Here is a 20,116-nt window from a genome sequence, read left to right as displayed (position 1 = left end):
CGAACAAGCGAATATGTAACATATGCTGGATCGCGTGGGGATTGACGGGCACGCGACTTCCAACCGAGAGTGTGCGCGATGGGGGGACTTCGCGGACCGGCATGCAGCCGAAGCTGGCTGCGCCACTACGCCAGTTACAAAAATATCAATGAGTCTTGCACTTAACTATATTGAAGATGAGGAGCGGCGCGCGGTTGGATACCAATCGATAGAAGACGCCACCAGGACGCCTCCTGACCTGAAGGCCGAAATCCAAATCACTACGCACAAGAAGGGGTCGCCTCTCGGCCTAGCTCGAATTGCTGCCGCGAGCGCGCCGAAGGAGCTGACGTCAACGCAACGGGCCGAACTGGCCCTGTCGCTTCTAAGTAGTCCAGCGTCGCCCAAGTCCGTCGTCGAGTTGGCCGAGGCGATCACCGGTTTGTCGATCGATGAGCGGCACTACTGGATCGGTACATTCTACACCTTGATGCTCTCGGAGAAGGTCCGCCGGCAGCAGGCCACCTACTTCACGCCACCTTACCTGGCCGAGGCGGTCCTGGACCTCGCCGTGAACGCCGGCTTCGACGTAAGTCAGCATCGCGTCCTTGATCCAGCGGCGGGCGGCGCAGCCTTTCTGTCGAATGTCGCGGCGCGGGCACGCGCCGCAGGTGTCGATGCCAAAGCCGCGCTGAAACGCCTGCGCGGCATCGAAATAGATGCCGGCCTGGCCCAAGTCTCGGAAGCTCTGGTCGCTGACCGCCTGGGCGTCGCGAGCGCGGCGAAATTCATCACCGTCGGCAATGCGCTGTCGCTTCCGGCGCACGCAGCGTTCGATCTCGTGGTCGCGAACCCGCCCTATGGCCGTGTCACTGCGGCAGACCTTCCGGACGAGAGCTGGAAGGACATCGCCTACAGTGGACATATCAACAAGTACGCGGTCTTCACTGAGCTGTGCCTGCGCTACGCCAAACCCGGCGGGCTCGTCGCTCTTGTCCTACCCTCGAGCTTCAGGGCAGGACCGTTCTACGATCGTATGCGGACCTACATCCGGTCGCAGGCGCAGGTCCTCGCGATAGGGTTCGTTCCGGAGCGTAAGCGCGTCTTCGCGGACGTGCAGCAGGACGTGAGCGTCCTCCTACTCAGAAAAGGGACCGCGCATCCACGCGAGGCGCTCGTCGACTTTCCCGTGCTCACTCCACAAGGCAGTGGGGTCGTCGCCCGGCTTCAGCTCTCCGTGGCGAGCGGCGATCCGTGGCCGCTGCCCTCGACGAATGGAGGTCAAGCTGGCGGGGCCAAGCTGGCGGATTACGGCGTGGAAGCCCGCGCTGGATACTTCGTGTGGAACCGCGAGGGCGACAGGCTTTTGCCGCAACATCGGGAATCCGCCTTTCCGCTGATCTGGGCGAAGAACGTGAGGGTGGGGCAGCTCTGTCGCCCCGCCGGCAAAGATGGTCTGAAGACGGACTTCGTCCACTTCGACCGACCCAGCGCCTCGATCATCCGGACATCAGCCGCGGTGATGCAGAGAACGACCAACGACAAGCAGCCACGTCGGTTGCTGGCCGCAGTAGTCGCGCCAGATGTGGTCGAGACCTGGGGCGGCTTCGTCACCGAGAACCACACTATCGTTCTCACCAGCGAAGACGCCGAACAACTTGAGCTTGCCGTTGCGGTACTCAACACAGCTGCGGTCGACGACCGCTACAGGCTGGTTTCCGGCACCGCAGCCGTATCTGTCAAACTGCTCCGCGACCTCGATCTGCCGAAACCTGATGCCTTCCGCAGCGCGCTGAGCAGGCATGGCGGCGACGCCGAGGCAGCCGCCATCGAGGCTTACGGCGTCAACACCGCGGTGCCCGGAAATGGCTAGGCACCGCGACTCTCGCGCCCGCGGAGCGGGCTTTGCAGACCGCCTTCAGCAGCGTGGTGACAACGAGCAACGCCGGAAACAGCTAGCCGCCACCATTGCGGCGCATGCCCAGGAGCGCGTTAGCGCGCGGGTCGCGGCGTCAATCCGGCATCAACGCGACGTCGAGCAGTACCTCGAAGCGGCTCGAAAAGTTCCGCTCTACGCGGTCGGGGATTCCCAAGCGCGGGAGATCTCCTCGGTCTATCAGGCCTTGATGCGAACAGCGCTCGGCGTGATGAACACCGGCCAAGCCGAGGTCCTCCTGTGCTGGCCGTCGCACCAGCCATGCCTCTCCGCGCTCGTTGCACTTCTCTCGATAAGCGAGACGGCGTCCGCCCCGACGCGCCAGGCCGTTATCCAAGGCGCGAAGGGCCTGATTGCTGCCGCACCGGCCGGGCTTCGGGCCCTACTGTTTCCCTACGCCCGCACTGCGCATGCGCTTGCGCGTGAGGTCCACGTAGACCGCAACGCGCTCAGCAAGCTGCACCTGCAGCACCTGTCGCGTTCGGTCGAGCGGGAGGATGAGCCGGGGCTGAAGGACTATCACCAAGTTCTCACCCGAACCCAGAAGATCACCGGCCGGGGACTGGATGGAGCTGACTACGTCGAGCTCACACACCCGATCCTCGACGAGATCGTGCCTCATGGAAGCGCCAGAGAGGGTTGTCCGAAGACAGGCGAGCTCCTCTGGCACACGAAAACCAAGACCGACCTAAGCAAGCAGACTAGGTCGGGCGCAGCCGACCAGCCCGATACCGCGAAGTTCTTCCTCTTCGGGCTGCGGGCGAACGATCCGCTCGAACGAGAGCTGCGCGCAATCAAGAGCGCACCGGACATCGTCATTCTCGACCTCACTAAAGCAGGCCGTTCTCGGCTGGGGTGGGATTGGCTCCCCGCGTCCAAGACCGCACTGGAGAAGATTAGGGCCGCCTTTCCGAGCGCTGGCATCCTCGCGCTCACGGACGACCCGTGGACCTATGACGCGACGAGGTTCGAGCTCCTCGGCGTGAAGGCGCATCCGAAGCGGAACCACATCACCCCCGCATCCGGGCGGACTCTTCTAACACGCGCTGAGGGCATTCTCCGCCCGGCGAGCGCTTGCGACGAAGATGTGTGGCGCGGCGCATCGACGATTGATGTCGACGGATTTGTCGGCACGACGAGCGAAGTGATCGAAGCCTTTCGTGGCATTGCGGCGCGCCTCCGCGAGCGTGGCAACAGGATCGGCGCCGAAGCAGCCCGAGACATCATCGCGAAGCTGCGGCGCGCCGCGTGTCTGCCCGGCAGTCTGCGCGACTTCTCGGACTTCCTCGAACGCGAGAGCAACGAGAGGATCGCGCAGGACAACCTCGCCGCCTACCGGATCAAACCGGAGGTGGCCACGCTGCTCGACGTCCGCAACGGCGCGTCGTTGGTCGCCACGGATGAACTGGAAGCCGCAATCCGCGACGCGCGCGCGCTCCTTGAGAAGGCCGCGTCCGCGACGCCCATGTCGACGCTGGTGGAAGAAGCCGTCCTGCCAGCAGAGAGAGCGAGCTCTAGGACTGTGGTTCTCTTCCGCACCGAGGCCCTGGCTGACTTCTGCGCCTATCTGCTCGGTCGCGATCATCCCAAGCTGCAGGATCGGCTCGAAAACGGCTTCGTGAGGTTCACAACGAAGCAAGGCTTTCTCGACCTGGCGGCGCTCGAGCCCTCTGTGAAGAACCACTACAAGCGTGCCGTCATCGTCGCGCCGACGCGCCAGACCGTCCTCGAACTCTTTGCGCAGCCATGGCTGCCTGACCAGTTGACGTTCCTCGCCGACGGCGACACGCTGCAGTTTGCAGCGCGCGATGCAACGCGCCTCGCCGAACAGCTTTCGGATGACGAGCTCATTCGCCGGCTCAAGACTTTTGCTGCCCGAACCAACACTCGGCTGCGCGAGCTCGGGGACCATCAAGTCCAGCTCGATAGGTCAGTCGTTCCCCCGGAGGACGTCGAGTTCCCATCCGGTTCAGTCATCGACTTGGCCGGAGCGAGCCGTCGTGAGGACCGCTCCCTGATCGAACTGGTTATGGAAGACGGCCAACGGATCATCGCGCGGCCCGGAACCGTACTGGTCGGACGGGACGGCCACCGTTCCGTTCCTAGGTTCATCGAGGTCGCCGCAAAGGATGTGCACCGCGGTGAGGAAATCTGCGTCATCAGCCCCGCCTTCATCGAAAGGGCGCGCGGCATTCTCAACATCACCGCCGCGGCGGCCGAGTACATCGTTGACTACCATCAGCTCGTGCTGGAAAAGTTCAGCGAGATTCCCGGGACCAGCCAGGCTGCGAAGCTGCGCGAGCTTTGTAGCCGCATGGGCGCGCCTGAGATCGCGCCAGCGCGGGCGCACTACTGGATCGACCTGGAAGGCGAAGCCGACAAACCCCTCTACGAAGTCATTCCACACGCGCCTCAGGACGAAGTGACCTTCAAGCGGTTCACCGCGGCGCTCGGAATTGGACCCAACCTGACCAAGCGGTTCTGGTCATGGGCGGTGATTGCGCAGCGTTCTAGCCGTCTGCGCGCTGGCGTAGCCTTCCATGATGCCTATCGCGGGATTCTCACCGATCCCCATGCGGTTGCGGCGGAGAACAGAGAGCGGGTGGCCGACATCCGAGCGCTGCGCGCAGCCGCTGAGGAGTTCGTCGGCAGAGTGACTGACGTCAGGCCGGCAGGTGCGCGATGAAGGGCTTTAGCGATCGAGAGCTGAGTGCCGTCGATGTCGAGCTGAAGGAAGCTGTCTGCGACGCCATCGTTAACACGATAGTTAGCCGCGTAAGCGGCACGGACGAAGAAGGTCGCTTCGTCTTTGGGCGCTCGCCTCGGCGCGCCGTGGTCTCGGGTCAGCTGCTTCCGCGGTTCGACGCCCGTGGCGAGGACGAGACATCCGACATCACGATCGCAGCTCTCGGGGTCGACTTCTTCCTCGCCCGCGACGCCACAGGAACCCTGCTAGCCCAGCCCCAATTTTCGGTCTACGTGCGCGTCCTTCCTTCGTGGGACGATCTCGACCCAGAGGTCGGCTCCCTCGACTTCGACTTCCGCCTCAACCCTGAGATCCAGCGCGAAATCGACACGGAGATCAGGCAGAACCGCGTCGCGGCTTTCAAGACCGCTGGCGTCGAGAAGCCGGCCTGGCGCTCAATGGATGAGCCGGCTCGCGCTGAGATGCGACAGCGCCGCGCCCAAATCCAAGAGGAGGTCCGTCTTGCCGCCTATGCGAAGCGCGGCATCCGCTTGAACGCTGAGGACGTCAAAACGCTGAGCGATCCCAATGAGGTGGTCGAGGAAACGCAGACGACCGAACCGGATCAAAACGGACCCGACGAAACGTCTCCGCCAAGAGCGCCCGTGGCGAAGATGGTGCGCGAAGGCCGCGAAATACCTCACGCCCTGGTCGATCCATCGCCGATCCCACCGAAGTGGCGTCGGCTTGACCTCTCATTGCCGACTTTCAGTTGGCCTGCCGCTACCGATGGCGCTGCTCTGAGTTCACTGGTCGCCGCCTACAACGCCGAGCTTGCTACCCAAATCCGTCATCAACTGATCACGTGGCTCAAGGGTGATGGCTTGCGCGAGGCATGGCGTGACCTCAAGGTCCGACCAGAAAACGCCGAGAGCCGTGAACGTTGGGAAGCGTTCATTGCTGCCGCTCGCGAAATCGAGCCCGACCAGAACAAGTTACTGCCGGACCTTAGTCAGCTCGTCCTCAAGATCGAGCGGCAGGCCGACTTCCTAGACCGGGGACGCGTCTCGTATCGGGTGCTTCTCGACAATCAATGTCAGCAGCTAAGGCCCGGCGACGCGCTCGCCCGATGCAATGCCATCTTCGGCACGAGCCTGTCGGTCACTCTGCCGAAGGCGGAACACATCCCGCTGCAGCTCGATCGGGTCGAGCCGTCCTATCGATTCCGTCACTACCTCCAGTATCCGGCGATCGGTTTGAACTGCGGCGTCAAGCTCGATGCTACCGCTGAGTCCGTCGTGCTCTCCACCACATGGGCTCCTCGCTTCGTGCAGCCCCGCATCACCCCTACGAAGATCAGCATTGAAACCCGCTTCGGCGAACTCGCTCGCGCGGACTTGCCCGTCGAAGAACTCTCGGCACTGCCCAAGGCCTACGCCGAGTGGATCGATAAGAACGAAACCTCCCTGAAAGGCGCGGTTCGATCCGGCCTTGAGGCCCAAGAAGCTGATCGTGAAAGCGAGAGGCTCAAGCAAGACACAAAGGGCCAACGAGACGAAGCCGCCTTCATCGCGAAGGGCATCGAGGTGCTTGTCGAAGCAGCCTCGGCCGCAAAGCAGTTGGCGGGAGCAAAGACGGCTGCTGAGCGCGAGCAGCTAGAGCGCCGCGCCATTCCATGGCGCGCCTGGTCGATGATGAACGAGGCGTTCTTCAAGCGCGACGGGCAAGACCCAGACCGTGGCTGGCGTCTATTCCAGCTCGCCTTCATTCTCGCGCACATCCCGACCTTCGCATCGCGAATGGATGAGTTTCGGGAGTTCTCGAACGCCAGGCTCGATGAGGAGGCCGCCAGCCTTCTGTACTTCCCGACCGGCGGCGGCAAGTCAGAGGCGTTCTACGGCGCGCTGCTTTTTGCGCTCTTTGTGGATCGCCTGCGCGGCAAGGATCGCGGCATTACGGCGCTCATTCGCTACCCTTTGCGGTTGCTCACGCTTCAGCAGGCCCAGCGGCTCCTAAAGCTCCTGGCCTGGGCAGAGTTGGTTCGCCGCCAACATCGCGTCGGCAACTGGCCCTTCGAGATGGGCTTCTGGGTCGGCTCGGCGAACACGCCCAACAGCTACAGTGGCATTCGCGCCGATGTGCCGCTGTTTGGAGATCCAGCACATCTCGACGATGCCGCGTTGGAAGAAGGCGCGCAGACGAACGACGACGAGGCCGCGCGAGCGCGGCGCTACCGCGATATTCGGGATGCCTACAACAAGGTTCCCGAGTGCCCTGTCTGCAAGCGCGCCACCGGGCTTCGCCGCAACGAATCCGAAGGCCCGCGCGCGAAGCGGGCCGCGATCGTCTGCTTCGATGCTGGCTGCGCTTGGAACAAGGGCCATAGCGGTATCCATCCGCTGCCCTTCCTCCTCACCGACGACACGATCTACGAGCGCGCGCCGTCGATTGTCCTCGGCACCGTCGACAAGCTCGCCATGCTCGGGCAGCACACGAACACCGTTTCACGCGTGCTTGGCATGTTTGGCCTGGCGCGCTGGGTTGAGCCGAACGGACACCTGTTTGTCGAACGGAATGCTGAGCGATTGGCCGAGGGGCCAACGGCATCTGGATGTCAGCCGGTCTTCCCGGCCTACCGCGAAGGCACGCGCGTCTTCTACGACCCGTTTCCTTCCTTGATCATCCAGGACGAAGCCCACCTTCTCGAAGAGAGTCTGGGGACGTTCAGCGGCCTCTTTGACACTCTGCTTGAGAATGTCTTTGCACGCATCGGCGAGATCGCGGGCGATGACCTTAGCGTTGCGCGCGTATGGACAGGCGACGAATGGCGCGGCCTTCGCATGCCGAAGATTGTCGCCGCGACGGCGACGATCTCAAACCCCGAGCGACAACTGGAGACGCTCTATCAACGCCGCCCGCTTCGCTTTCCCTATCCCGGCCCAGACATCTACCGCTCATTCTTCGCTGAGCCGGCGACTCCTCCTGCGAATAACGCGGCGCGCGTCGCACTCGCAGCTGAACTTCCGTCGCACCTAGCACCCGAGGCGACGTCTCCCTGGATGCGCCTCTACGTGTCGTTGATGACCAATGACGCGACCCACACGGTGACGGCGGTTCACGTGTTGAGTGCGTTCCACACAATCATCAGCCGCCTTTGGGCCGATCTTCTCGACCCCGCACGTCGCGCTGCCGCAATCGAGGGCCTGAAAGCGGCGATCCCAACAACTCAGGACGGCGCATGGCGTCGCGCAGCCCTCGAACGAGCCGTTGGCCAAGGCCGAGAGGCCGAGATCATGGCTCTCGTCGACTTGCATCGGATCGCACTTGCCTACGTGACCAACAAGAAGGGCGGCGACCAGATCATGGACGCGCTCAGCGCTTCCGTGCAGCAGCATCACGACCGCGCGAAGCTTCCGTTTGAATCATTCGATAGCCGGCTGATTTCTGGCGGCGTCGACATGAAGGCGATCCAGCAAGTGATGAACGATGCGGGCGTGTCGTTCGAGGGCAAGGACTACCCGCCCATCGACACGACCGTGCGCAACATCGTGGCGACGGCAGCTATCAGTCACGGTGTCGACGTTGACCGCTTCAACAGCATGTTCTTCGCTGGTCTTCCGTCCGACATTGCCGAATACATTCAGGCATCAAGCCGCGTGGGCCGGACGCACGTCGGCTTCGTAATGCTCATCCCGACGCCTCAGAGCCGGCGCGACCGCTACGTCGTCGAAACGCACGACATCTTCCATCGCTTCCTCGAGCGGATGATCGCGCCACCAGCCGTCGAGCGCTGGGCCGAGAATGCCGTGCGCCGCGTCCTGGCCTCGTACATCCAAGCGTGGGCGATGCTTCGGGAAGCGGACGATTTCGCTCGCCTGGCTGACGACCGAAAGGCCGCGGTTCCCCCGGCGGATGCGCTCAGCCGCTTGCGAAACCGAACCAACGACATGGTCAGGTTCCGAAACGAGCTCGGCAGCTTCGCGCTGCGCTCGGCGGGATATCAAGGGCGAGGCCCTTCAAGGCTCGGGGAGCCACCGTATCGGGATCACTACGCGGGCATGGTCGATCACGAGATGGGACGCTTCGCCGAGTCGATGGCCCGTCAAACGACGTCGGCGCGGCTTGCGGAGTACTGGGACGGTACGGACACCGTATTCCAGAAGCCGATGACGTCGCTCCGTGACGTGGACGAGGCCGGCTACATCGTCGCGTCCGCCTATGACCCCCGCTCAACAGGCCGCAGCAAGGACGTGGACATCGGTGAGCTGACCTCTGTCATGCGGGCCATCCGAACCCAGAAGGGCGAAGCCGCAGAAACTGATGCCGACGGTGATGTGAGGCCGCATGAGTGAGTCACGCGATAACGCCGCTGATCGCTACCGTCGTCCCGGCGGCATAGGCGGGCGACGCCCGAAGGACGATGCGCCCAAGCCCCCCGTCATGGCGCGGTCGAAAACGCAGCTCGCGACTTCTTACGCTCCGGGCGTGCTCTTCACATGGGAGGGCGGCAAAGGGATTTGCCGTTCAGTTCCGGTTGATCGTGAACTCAAGCTCGACGGCACCACGCGCGCGCTGATCTTCGACAGCATGCGGGAGTTTGTTTCCAACTGGCGAGCCCGCATCGCAGCCACGCTTCCCGAAGCGCTCGATGACCTTTCGATCGACCGCGCATTCTACGATGCGCACAGCGGTCGCGTTCAAATCGACCCTGCCCAGTTCCGGACAACAAGCCCCGAGGCGGTGGGCTACGTGCCGTATCCGCTTATCTACCGGTGCGGCACGTGCGGCAGTGTCCGCGAGTACCAGAGCATCGAGGAGCAGGCCCGCTGGCCGCTTCCGAAGACGTGCCATGGACACCTTGCGCGATGGACGCAGATCGACGTCGTCTACGTGCACTGGTCGGGCAACGTCGAGCCGCTAAGCCCCTTCAATTACAACCCCGATCCCAACACCGGTCAGGTCAATCAGATCCGGCTCTGCACATGCGGGAGCGACCGCTTCATCCTCCGAAACGAGGCTCCCGTCTTCGCCGAGTGGCGCTTCGTTTGCGAGGGTTGCAAAGAGTCGCGTCCGTTGAAGAAAGCGGATCGCGAAACCCTTGAGCGTCTCTACGGCGAGCAACAAGCGGGTGGACGCCAGTTCCAGTATCTTGAAGTGAACATGATCCCGGTCTCCTACCGGGCCAACTCCGCTTTCTACCCACAGCGGAGCTCCTTCATAAAATTCCGCGACTCCTCAGTGGTCGACCTAATGACTGGGGAACGAACGAGTGATCTGCTCCGCACGCTCGCCCGCATTCATCGCATTCCATTCGATGAGCCTTCCCGTGAGGACATCAAGGCCGCCGTGGAAGGCGCCAATCGCTCGAGTGAATGGGACGAGTTCGAGACCTTCGAGCGCATGGCCGCGCGGGCCTCTGCTGAAGGCCGAGAGGAGCCGGCGCGCCGCTTCGCGGCTGACGCGGCCTCTATCAGGGAGAAGTGGTTCGCGGATGGCTTGGTAAGCCGCGGTCGGCTGGCCAGTCCGCCGCTGACGCAGGCAGTACTCTCGCGTCAGAACTGGGCCAGGCGCTACGATCCGATCCGACTGACGATTCAACACGATGTGTTTGAGCAAGAGCACATCGTTGAAGCGAAGGCTCGGCATGCTGCCGTTGACGTCCTCGACCCGGACATTGCCCTGAGTGAGGTCGCCAACGACCCTCTGGCTCTGGATCGCTACAAGCGGGAGGTTGGCGACCTGCTCAAGCACACCGGCATCGATCGGATGGTGCTTATCCGGGGCCTTCCGATTTGTGAGTTCAGCTTCGGCTTCACGCGCGTTTCGTCGACGCCGATTTACCAGCGCGAGCACAATGGCCAATCGCTCGCCATGCCAGTGAGGCTGAACGCCTTCGACACGCTGCCGCATACCGGCGGCAAGCATCCGATCTATGTGACTGAGCAGAACAACGAGGCGCTGTACGTAAAGCTCGATGAACGGCGCGCGCGCCGCTGGCTTGAGAGCAATGGCATTCTCGATCTGCCGCCGCCCGACGTCAGCCTGGGGCGTGCATATTTGGAGACCTACGAAGATTTCGGGCCGTTCCTTGAAGCCTACAAGGACCGCGAACGCAGCGGCTACGATCGGCACCTAGCACCATACATCTATCTGCTTCTACACAGCCTTTCGCATCAGCTGATGCACTCCCTCGCTGAGGTGTCAGGGTTAGATCGCGACGGCATCGGCGAACATATGTTCCCGGCCGATCTCGCCTTCGTCGTCTATCGAAAAGGGATGACGCCGGACCTCGGCAATGTCTCGGCGATGTGGCGCAACCACGCTCTCGAATTCCTCCGCCGCAATGTCGATCAGCGCATGCTTCGGTGCGGATCAGGGAGCCTCTGCGACTCTCGCGGTGGCGCATGCCCCGCATGCATCATGGTCAGCGAAGTTAGCTGCATCTCGTCCAATCTTCTCCTTTCCCGCTCCAGCCTGAAAGGCGGCTCGAAGCCGGAGTGGGAAGCGGCGGATGCGCCTGACCTCACCGGCTACTTCGACCCCGCGCTGGACGCATGAGCCAGGACTCCCTTGTCTCACCCGCAGCGACCGCTCGCTTCGTCGTCACCCTGCCGCCAGAACCGAGCCGGCTTGGCGAAGCACTTCGCAAAGACATCGCGTCGAAGTTCTCATCACTGACCGACACGACCGACGCCTTCCGGCATCTCGCGCTGCGTGCACAGCAGCGTTTGGTCGTCATGGTGCCATACATCGACACGGTGGGTGCGCAGTGGGCGATCGAACTCTTTGAGCTGACGTCTGCGTCGCAGCGAATTATCGTCCTGCGTGATGCCAGCCAGCTGCTAACGTGCGGACCCGCAGGCCGCAGAATCCAGGAACTCGCGACCGTCCGTGACTACGCGCCGGAGGGACATCCCGAGGGACACTCCGACGAAACTTTTCACGCGAAGATCGTGCTCGCGGATGGCGTTGCCGCCTATGTCGGCTCTGCCAATCTCCTGCGTCGGTCGAAGGGCGTGAACCTTGAATGCGGAATGCTCGTTGAGGGGCCTGCTGTTCGGGCGATCAAAGTTGTCGTTGATGCCGTCCTGTCCACCTTTGCCGCGGCCGGCTGAGATCATGATTCGCGCGCTTCCGCCCAAGCTAGTTGATGTCGCCTAGTGTCAGACTTGAGGCTCGCCCTGAGGTCCGCCAACGACAAACTGGGGCTTAGCTAAGATTCTAACGGCAAGTCCCACGGCGAACCGCGCATCTTCATACACAATGCGAGTGGATGACCTTCGCTGGTCCATCGACCGTCGTTCAAGGTTGGATGCGTGGTCAACGGATCGGAAGTGCGCGACGGCGTTTCGAAGGCCAGACAACCTCATGAGTTCACGGATTTCAACTGGAGACAACACGCCCAGGCGCTGACAGGCCTCCAGTGTCTCAAGGTAACTCGGCCGCTGCGGTAGGTTTTCGAAGGACCGCCCGTGGATCTCGGCGGAGCTGCGGTCGAGATTCACATGGGCCGCCAGAATGTTCTCAAGCAAGCATTGGCTGAGAAGAATCGCTGAAAGGAAGTTTCCACAGACGAAGGCGTGCCGAAGTTCGATGTACGCTCCGCTAGAAGCGTGGCCGCCGGGCATCATCAAGCGGCCTTGGCCGAAATCGGACTCCAAGACCCATAGGTGCCTAAGGCGTTCCGTACGGGTGGGCAGATCATCATGAAGATCCGCCAACAGTGTGCGGAAGGCGACCCAGTCGGGCGGCGTTTCGTCGAGCATACTGGCTTCCTGCGACTCGATGATTTCCAAGTCTTAGCGCCGAAGCTCGAAGCGGACATTCCGACCGGCGGCTATGAGTCAGGTCCGGTCATTCGAGAGTCGCGCCATCCTCGCCGCCATCCTTCAGCAGTTTGAACTGGATGCGAAGGCCTGCCGCCTTGGTGGCCTCAAACACATCCTCTGCATATAGGACGCCGTCTTCGGGAAGCGTAATGGCTAAGAGTTCGCAAATGGATTGGTCAGCTTCTTTTGGATTGTCGTCGTAGCGGTAAAGGATCTCGTTGAGTGCCTCCGCGAGCGCTTCTTGGCTGTCTGGCCCGGGCGATGTGCTCATTGATTTCCCGTCAGTTCATCTGATTTTTCCAATAGCGAACCCTTCTCGCTCTGGTCTGTTTCGGCGGTTAACGAGGAGCTGGGGCGCTCGATCCAGAACTCTTTCACGTATTTGCATAGAAGGGCGCCAACGAATGCCAAGACGCCAGCCACAATGGCGTACACTACGTCATATCGGAGGCCGCCTTCAGGCGTAGGGGGAAGCCAGAAAGCAGCGACAAAACTCAAGATCGCTAGAGTGAGCAGACATGCAATCGCGAGGCGATTGGGGTGCCTAGTTTCGCGTGGAGGGGAGAGGGCCAAGGGAGAAATTGCCCTGGGATTCTCGGCCCCGGCGTCTGGCACGAACGCTATCGCGCCTGCGTCTTGGAGCGCGGCGTCGATAGATTCGTTGACTAGCGACGGATCAGGCCAACGATTGTGCAGGACGATGACGTTGTCCTGGTCGGTAGGCGTGTCGGTCATCAGCCGGTCGTCCCCAAGGCTTCTCGCAGCCGTCGTACTGCGTCCGCTTCCTCAACCGGGAAAACCTCGTACAGACCCTTTACCAGGATGGAAGTTTGGGCCGCTGTGGGCTTACGTTTCAGGTCGATCATCATGTCATGGACGATCGTGTGCAGGCGATGCATCCGGTCCCAGTCGATCGTGGAGCCATGGTAGCGCGGGCGGTCGCCAGGACCGCTCAGAAGCCAAATCGGATCGACCTGGAACTCTTCCACCAAGCGTTCAAGAAAGGCGGCTGATGGGGTGATGCCGCCTTTCTCCCAGCTCAAGTATGTGCGCCGAGGAAAGCCGAGGCGCTCCGCGAAGGCCGTCTGATTGAGACCAAACAGGTGCCGAACGGCCTCTAACCTTCGGCCAATCCCCGCATGGCTTGTCTCATTCGCTGAATTGGCGATATCGTGCATACTAAGCTCATAGTTCAGCTAATCGGCAATTATGGTCATTGACGACAAAAAGCACGCGCAGATCAAGTCCGCCTTGGGTCTCAAGCGCATTTCCTTGTCCGATATCGCTCGGTCGCTCGATGTGACGCCTTCCACCGTTTCGATCGTCTCGCGGGGTTTTCGTCGATCGCGCAGGGTCGAGCGTGCGATCGCCGATGCGCTCGGACAAGCGCCAGAGGATGTCTGGCCTGATCGCTACAAAGGGCTGGCAGAAACGCCAGCAGTACTGAAGGAGCTACCGATGCCCTCTCCCTGATCGATCTCAGTCAAAAGACCGGAAACGAAAAAGCCCGCGCTCTGGAAAGCGCGGGCTCTTCGCGGGACGAAGCCCGAAGTCGCTAGATGCCGACAAACGGACTCTCCCTCAAAGCGCCAGCAGCGTCAAGTAAACCCGTGCAGATCCAAGCACGGGCATCGCACTCGGCTGCCTGACGCCCGGTCCTCTCCGCCAATCTCGTGCGAGCCGCACGCCTATATCTGAGAGACCTCTATGTCCGCGATCCCTTCTGACGGGAGCCGCTTGAGCGCCTTTGCGCCTGAAACGAGCCGGCTATCCGCAAATATTCCTATCCGCGCGCCGGCGCCTGGTCGGCTGATGCATGCCGTCCATAGCGCTTTGGCCCAGCCAGGCCATGACGAACAGATCGTCGCCGGCCGGATAGTCCTGACGCCTGATGGAAGGCCTATCCGGAGCATTATTACCGGTCGACGTCATCAGGTGACGGGCAGCTACGCCAGTCGAAAGGCGGGCCAAGGCCTCGTGTTCGAGAGCATGAATGAGCACGACTTCTATCAGGAATGCGAGGTCGACCCGCGTGTGATCGACTATCGCGCGCAACCCTTTCGGTTTGAGTTCGTCCTGGAAGGGCAAGTCAGGCGCTACATCCCGGACTGCGTGCGCCTTCTCGAGTGCGGCTCCGTCGAAGTCGTCGAGATCAAGGGATGCAGTCGACAGCTGCAGGAGCCGGATTACGCGGCCAAGCTGGAACGGGCCAAGGAGGTCTGCGGGCTGCTGGGTTGGCGTTTCTCAGTGGTGTTGGCGGAGCAGATCCGAAGTCCGGCCGTCCGCCGCCGGAACGTTCTATTGATCCAGCAGGACCGATTGGCCGCCTTCGATGAAAGGCATGTCTATCTCGCTCGCAAGGCCATTGACGAGGCAGGTGGAGAGGCGCTGTTCGGCGAGGCGGCGGCCGCTATCGAGGGGCCTCCTAGGGGCGAAGCAATTTTGCGAGCTCTCATGGTGGTTCGCGTGGTTGAGATCGAACTCGAACGCCCGCTTTGCGCTGAAAGCCGAGTGCGCTTGCACCATCCGCGAGGGAGGCGCGACGCATGAGCGGGTTCTTGAGACTGAGCCATGGGGATCGCTGGCGCTTCAATGGTCAGACGCTTCGATTCGAGGCGCGGCTTGGGGATGGCTTGCTCCATTTCATCAGGGAAACGAGCGGCGGGCCTTTCCAGCTAGAGCAAGACGGTCTCATGACCCTTCCAACCGAGGAATGGGTGATGCAGGCCTATGGTTCTGGAGAACTGACCCGCATCCCGAATGTCCATGCCGCTGCAGCCAGGCGCGCTGCTTCGGAGCGTGAGTACGATCCCGCCACGATCCAGAAGATGGATCCGGACGCGCAACGCCGAAGCTTCATCCTGCGCGGCTTTGACGCCATGGGCGTGGTCAATGGCAGCGAGGCGCGGGTGCGATACGCTCTGAACCGCCTTTGGCAAGATCAGCCAGCGCAAGCGGCGGCGTTCGTCCAGCCTCACCCTCGCACGGTCATTCGCTGGCTTGAGCAGCGGGGCCGCCCGGGCGATCGACCGCTTGAGCAGATGGTCTCGATGCGGGGACGTGTGCCCCGCGCGCAGCGTCTTCCCCCAGTTCTGCATTCGCTTATGGATCGATATGCCGCTCGGTACTGGTCGAGCATGGGGCTAACGATCACCGACGCCTTTGCCTTGATGGCAAGCCGTCTGTTTCGGCTAAATCGCTGGCGTGTAAGAGCGGGGCTCGATCCTTTCACGCTGCCCAGCACGGAGCTTTTTCGGCAGACGGTCCGTAAGAGTGAAACGCCAGCGGCGCTTGCGGCAAAGTGGGGCGTGAAGAAGGCTGCGAGCCGGTTCAAACCGGTGGAGGGGCAGCTTCATGCCGCACGCCTACTGGCGCTCGGCTGCATGGATCACACGTCGCTGGACACCATCGCCGTGCTGGACGCCGACTGGATGCTGCCTGTGGGCACGCCATGGCTAACCCTTCTGATCGATGTGAGGACGAGGTGTGTAGTCGGCTTCTTTGTCGGCTTTGAACCTCCCTCGATCCATTCCGTCATGGAGTGCCTCAGGCGGGCGAACCTGCCCAAAAGTGTCTACGAGGATCGGCGAGGCGCGCCTCAGAGCCTTGTGAATATTTATGGCCGGTTCGACGAGATTATCGTCGACAATGGCAAGGAGTTCGCCGGCGTTGCGATGGAGCACACGCTGGCGGATCTGGGCACGACATTGCGTCTGGCGCCAGTGGCGTCTCCCCAGCACAAGGCGATCGTCGAACGTTTTTTCGGCACGCTAAACAGCTTGTTGGTGCGGAAACTTCCCGGCGCCAAACTCCCCATCCACACCATGCGCCAGCTTGGTTACGATCCCCAAGCAACGGCGGTGCTGACCGTCCAGGAGGTCGAGCAACTCATCTGGGAGGCGCTGGCCGTCTATCACCTCGATGTCCACTCCGGCATCGGTACACCTCCAGCGCTGCAATGGACCAAGGATGCAGAGGCTTACGGGATCGCCGTCTACGACAGTGTGAGAGAACTGGAAAAAATGCTGGGCGTGCCAGTCAAAAGGCAACTCAGCCGTTCCGGCATCGAGTTGCATGGTCTCCAGTATCACGACCCGGCTGCCGTCGGTGCTTTGCTGACCGAACTGGCTGTTGTCGCGCCCCAGAGGGAGCAGCGGCGCTTGGGATCGATCACCTGCAAGGTCACGGTGAAATACAATCCCGCCAACCTGAATGAGGTCCAGGTCTGGCACCATCTGCAGAAGCGTTACGTGACCTTGCCCTGTACCGAGCCTGAGTATGCGCAGGGGCTTTCGCTTTGGCACCACGAACGGGTCAAGCAGTGGTCCAAAGAAGCGGGGCTTCGCTTCAGTTCGCTTCAGGACCGTCTTGAAGCGCGGGCCAGGATGATCGAGCAGGTCGAGCGCCTGGCTCCCGAGCTGAAGATGCGACAGAGACGTGCCTTGGCGCGGTTGCTGCACTCGCCGGCCAACAGGGTGGGCAAGGGCCTGGTCTCCGGGGTAGTGGAGGTGGACGTTGCGCCGTCTCGCCACGATGGCCTGGCGCCGATCATTCCGCAGGTGGCGTTGGCCTCAGAACGGACTGACGGGAGTGTGCGGCCTTCTCGCCCGCCGAGACCGCCATCTCGGCCAAAAATTGTAAGGACGAGAAAAAAGAAATCGAACGATACGGCGCCTGCTTTTCCATCCCGGCTTGCTGATACGCCGTGGAAGGAATTCGAATGATGGGGCGCCTGGATGCGACGCCTCAAACCGGCGAAATGATCGAGGACATGTCGGCGGCTGCCAATAAACGGGTAGCGGACATTGTGGCGTCCTTCCGCCAGATATTCATCCCGTACCCGCGCCACGTCGAGTTTCATTCCCGATGCGACTATCTGGTGCAACTGGGCCAGGCGACCAAGGGGGCTCCGCAAAAGGGCATGAGAGTTCTTGCCCCGTCCGGTTCAGGCAAGACGACTGCTGCGCGGGCCTTCGCCGAGCTCATTGAGCGTCGATCACCGCCGACCGGCGACTTCAAGCCTGTACTGATGGTGTCCCTGGATCGAGCGACAACCGTGAAAAAGTTGTTCGGCTCGATCCTGGCTGAGTTCGGTGATGGCTTTTCCGATCGAGGCACTGAGCAGACGCTTCGCAAGCGGGCTCTGTCGTGCTTCGGACACTATGGAACGCAGTTGCTGATCATTGACGAAGTCCAGCACCTCAATTTCCGTAGCACCGCCACCAACGATGTCACCGACAGTCTGAAGTCGCTCCTGGATACGGGTGTCATCCCGATCGTGTTCATCGGGACAGAAGACGCGGAGGGCATGTTCAAGCGCAACCTCCAGCTCAACGGGCGCCTTCTGCCGCCTTGTGATTTTCTGCCCTTACGCGCCACCGTCGCCGAGGATGCGGCCCTCTTCACCAGCTACTGGCGTCGGCTGGATCAGGAGATGGTTCAGCGCGGCCTGATCCGGCGCCCAAGCGGACTTGAGGGCGTCGAATTTCTAGGGGCGCTGCACAAGGTTTCTGCTGGCGTGATCGGGCGTGTGTCTCGCTTGACGGAAGCAGCTCTGGAGATCGCATGCAGGCGATCAGCGGACCGGATCGAACTCTATGACTTCATGGTGGCGACCGAGAGGTGGGCGCTCGCGCAGAACTTTGTCGAGAGCAATCCCTTTCGGTCGATGCTGAAATGAGCAGGCAGGTGGCCACCAGGGGAATGCTGGCGATTCCAGTGACCCCTGAGATGAATGAAAGCCTCCTGGGCTACCTGACGCGCGTGGCGGAGCGAAACGTCCTTGAGCGCCCAGCGGTCCTTCTGGAGGGTATTGCAAGTTGGCCGCCTAGCCAGCTTACAACGCAGCAGCAGGCCCAGCTGGCGCGCGTTCTCGGCCTCTGGCCTCGCCAGGTTAAGGCGTTGTTCGACAGAACCTATCGATCGGGTTTGTCAGCAAATCTCGTGAGCCACGAGCGCCGGCGTGTGTCGCCCCTGATGCTTAAGCAAACAGGTTGTGACCAGGCGCTTTGGGCCGTGAAGCCGCTGAGCTGTTGCTGCGAGTCCTGGCGCGAACTGATCGACGCTTGTCCGCACTGTGGGCAAGCGCTTCGATGGGGGCACCCATATCTCACAAGATGCCAGTCCTGCGAGGCGGATCTCACCACTGTCGAAACGCGTGCGGTCCCGCCCGAACTCCGGGCACCACTTCGCGCAGCTGCTCGGCTCGCTGCCGGGGCTATGCCTAAATGGCATGCCTTAGGTTCGTCTCTTCACCCAGATCTCTCCGCCTTGAGCCCCGCAGAAATATTCGAATTGGCGGTTGTGTGCGGGCGGGCCGCGGCGCCCAAGGGACAGAAGGGCCTGCGGTCAGATGCACGGGGCGTTTGCTATGAGGACTTGGCCGCGGGATTAAAGCTGGCCCTCGGTTATCCCAAGTCTTTCAGGGCCATCGCCGACAGCACAGACAACGCTATTGAGCATACATTTTTCAGGATGTTTGCGGCGAGCGCTTTGGACCGCGAAGGTGAACTGAAGCGCGTGATGGCGGTCATCAGCTGCATGGCTCCCGAGAAACGGGGCGTACAACGCCTGAAAGCCGTTCGCATCCAACAGGGTCGTCTCACCACGACGGAGCTTGCGGCAACCCTGGGAGTGGAGAAAGCCCGCATACCGCAGATGGTGCAGGCTGGGGTGTTTGGTCCTCGATCGCCGCGGGGACGCGAGCGTAGCTACGACTGGTTCTCTGCTGAGGATGTGAGGAAGGCGCAGGCGCTTCTGGCAGATCGAATGTTTGCCTCGACATGGGCCAAACGGATCGGCCTCAATCCGATCGACGTCTGTCAGCTTGTAGGAAGCGGCTTGGTGAAAGCTGCCGCCGATCCGATAACGACAGCCATTTTTCCGGCCAAGCTGCAAATCGACACGCAAAGTCGAGTTGAGTTTGAGGCAGACGTTCTTGCTCGTGTGCAGTTCTCGCAACCCTGCGAAGATTGGGTTTCTATTCCCAGGGCGTTCACGATAATCGGAGGTTCCCACAAGCCATGGGGTCCGGTGATCCGCGCGGCAATAGGCGGATCACTGCCGTATGGCTTGCGGTGCTTCGAAGGCGCTCGACTGAACTTCCGGCGCCTTCATATCCATAGGTTTCTCGTTGAGGACATGCGGAGAAGGGGCGTCTGCGGGATGCCCCAAGTCTATAGCGCTTCGACGGCGTGCCTCGGGGCGCATTACCCCGAGGCGATGACTCGTACTGAGGTGGAGACTTATCTGAATTGCTATCCGGCGGAGGTCAGCCGCTTGGTCGCTACGGGAGAAATCGACGTGATTGCTCTCGATCCGATGATGGCGCGTTCGTCCTCCGTGGAGAAGTTTGGAGCGAAGTACATAAGCATGCGCGAGATGGCGGAGCTTTACGCCATGCCGCCCATCCTGGCGCGCTTCATGATGCTTGAAGCGGGTGTGAAGAGATCCAAAAATGGATTCTGGAACCGAGCGGATCTCCGAGGAGGCGGGGTGTTCCAAGCGCTGATATCCAGGCAGTTGATTGTGGGCGTCTGGGAGATGCCGGGGCCGCCGAAGGCTCTGCAACGACCTGGAGATTGCCCATCTCCGAGGGAAGAAGCTTCCTCACGCTTGGTGTTTATGAGGCCGTCGTGAGTGTGCGTAACGAATTCTGTGCAACAAGCTATGGCTTGACGGAACTGT

General features: G+C 61.7%; 14 protein-coding genes. 10 read left to right on the top strand and 4 right to left on the bottom strand.

All coding sequences use genetic code 11. From position 1 onward, the window contains the following. Positions 1-148 precede the first annotated feature (148 nt). The 5 genes from BJP32_RS12160 to BJP32_RS12140 are packed head-to-tail and all read left to right on the top strand — an operon-like array spanning position 149 to position 11,716. On the top strand, positions 149-1,852 hold the full coding sequence (locus tag BJP32_RS12160) for an N-6 DNA methylase (RefSeq protein WP_083673984.1): 1,704 nt from the start codon (positions 149-151) through the stop codon (positions 1,850-1,852). Next, positions 1,845-4,601, top strand: coding sequence for a hypothetical protein (locus BJP32_RS12155; protein WP_076224318.1), 2,757 nt, complete (start codon positions 1,845-1,847; stop codon positions 4,599-4,601). The genes BJP32_RS12160 and BJP32_RS12155 overlap by 8 nt, the downstream gene beginning before the upstream one ends. Continuing rightward, positions 4,598-8,953 (top strand): DEAD/DEAH box helicase family protein, encoded by a 4,356-nt coding sequence (locus BJP32_RS12150; protein WP_076224316.1) that lies wholly within the window; start codon positions 4,598-4,600, stop codon positions 8,951-8,953. The genes BJP32_RS12155 and BJP32_RS12150 overlap by 4 nt, the downstream gene beginning before the upstream one ends. Further along, positions 8,946-11,159: a hypothetical protein gene (locus tag BJP32_RS12145; protein ID WP_076224315.1), complete on the top strand. Its 2,214-nt coding sequence runs from the start codon at positions 8,946-8,948 to the stop codon at positions 11,157-11,159. The genes BJP32_RS12150 and BJP32_RS12145 overlap by 8 nt, the downstream gene beginning before the upstream one ends. Beyond that, positions 11,156-11,716 (top strand): phospholipase D-like domain-containing protein, encoded by a 561-nt coding sequence (locus tag BJP32_RS12140; protein WP_076224313.1) that lies wholly within the window; start codon positions 11,156-11,158, stop codon positions 11,714-11,716. The genes BJP32_RS12145 and BJP32_RS12140 overlap by 4 nt, the downstream gene beginning before the upstream one ends. A gap of 48 nt (positions 11,717-11,764) precedes the next feature. Here BJP32_RS12140 and BJP32_RS12135 read toward each other — a convergent pair whose 3' ends face one another. Genes BJP32_RS12135 through BJP32_RS12120 form a run of 4 tightly spaced genes read right to left on the bottom strand, consistent with a single transcriptional unit; the run spans position 11,765 to position 13,608 of the window. Further along, positions 11,765-12,397, bottom strand: a complete 633-nt coding sequence (locus tag BJP32_RS12135; protein ID WP_083673983.1) for a hypothetical protein — start codon at positions 12,395-12,397, stop codon at positions 11,765-11,767. Positions 12,398-12,455: 58 nt separating this feature from the next. Continuing rightward, a complete protein-coding gene (locus tag BJP32_RS12130; protein WP_076224312.1) occupies positions 12,456-12,701 on the bottom strand; it encodes a hypothetical protein in 246 nt (81 codons plus the stop codon). After that, positions 12,698-13,165: a hypothetical protein gene (locus tag BJP32_RS12125; RefSeq protein ID WP_076224310.1), complete on the bottom strand. Its 468-nt coding sequence runs from the start codon at positions 13,163-13,165 to the stop codon at positions 12,698-12,700. Before BJP32_RS12125 ends, BJP32_RS12130 begins: the two co-directional genes overlap by 4 nt. After that, a complete protein-coding gene (locus BJP32_RS12120; protein WP_076224309.1) occupies positions 13,165-13,608 on the bottom strand; it encodes a helix-turn-helix domain-containing protein in 444 nt (147 codons plus the stop codon). Before BJP32_RS12120 ends, BJP32_RS12125 begins: the two co-directional genes overlap by 1 nt. A 31-nt stretch (positions 13,609-13,639) precedes the next feature. Between BJP32_RS12120 and BJP32_RS12115 the strand changes: the two genes are divergently transcribed. The 5 genes from BJP32_RS12115 to BJP32_RS12095 all read left to right on the top strand — a co-directional run bounded on the left by BJP32_RS12115 (position 13,640) and on the right by BJP32_RS12095 (position 20,068). Further along, positions 13,640-13,903 carry a helix-turn-helix domain-containing protein gene (locus tag BJP32_RS12115; RefSeq protein ID WP_076224307.1) on the top strand — a complete coding sequence of 88 codons (264 nt, stop codon included), beginning with the start codon at positions 13,640-13,642 and terminating at the stop codon, positions 13,901-13,903. Positions 13,904-14,137: 234 nt separating this feature from the next. Further along, positions 14,138-14,980, top strand: coding sequence for a TnsA endonuclease N-terminal domain-containing protein (locus tag BJP32_RS12110; protein ID WP_083673982.1), 843 nt, complete (start codon positions 14,138-14,140; stop codon positions 14,978-14,980). Continuing rightward, on the top strand, positions 14,977-17,154 hold the full coding sequence (locus tag BJP32_RS12105) for a Mu transposase C-terminal domain-containing protein (RefSeq protein ID WP_076224304.1): 2,178 nt from the start codon (positions 14,977-14,979) through the stop codon (positions 17,152-17,154). The genes BJP32_RS12110 and BJP32_RS12105 overlap by 4 nt, the downstream gene beginning before the upstream one ends. Further along, positions 17,151-18,110, top strand: coding sequence for a TniB family NTP-binding protein (locus tag BJP32_RS12100; protein WP_233126828.1), 960 nt, complete (start codon positions 17,151-17,153; stop codon positions 18,108-18,110). The genes BJP32_RS12105 and BJP32_RS12100 overlap by 4 nt, the downstream gene beginning before the upstream one ends. Positions 18,111-18,808: 698 nt before the next feature. Next, positions 18,809-20,068 (top strand): hypothetical protein, encoded by a 1,260-nt coding sequence (locus tag BJP32_RS12095; RefSeq protein ID WP_076224303.1) that lies wholly within the window; start codon positions 18,809-18,811, stop codon positions 20,066-20,068. Positions 20,069-20,116 lie beyond the last annotated feature (48 nt).

The organism is Brevundimonas sp. ZS04 (assembly GCF_001956865.1).
In the GTDB taxonomy this organism is placed as follows: Bacteria; Pseudomonadota; Alphaproteobacteria; order Caulobacterales; family Caulobacteraceae; genus Brevundimonas; species Brevundimonas diminuta.
This window is presented reverse-complemented; position numbering and strand designations above follow the sequence as displayed.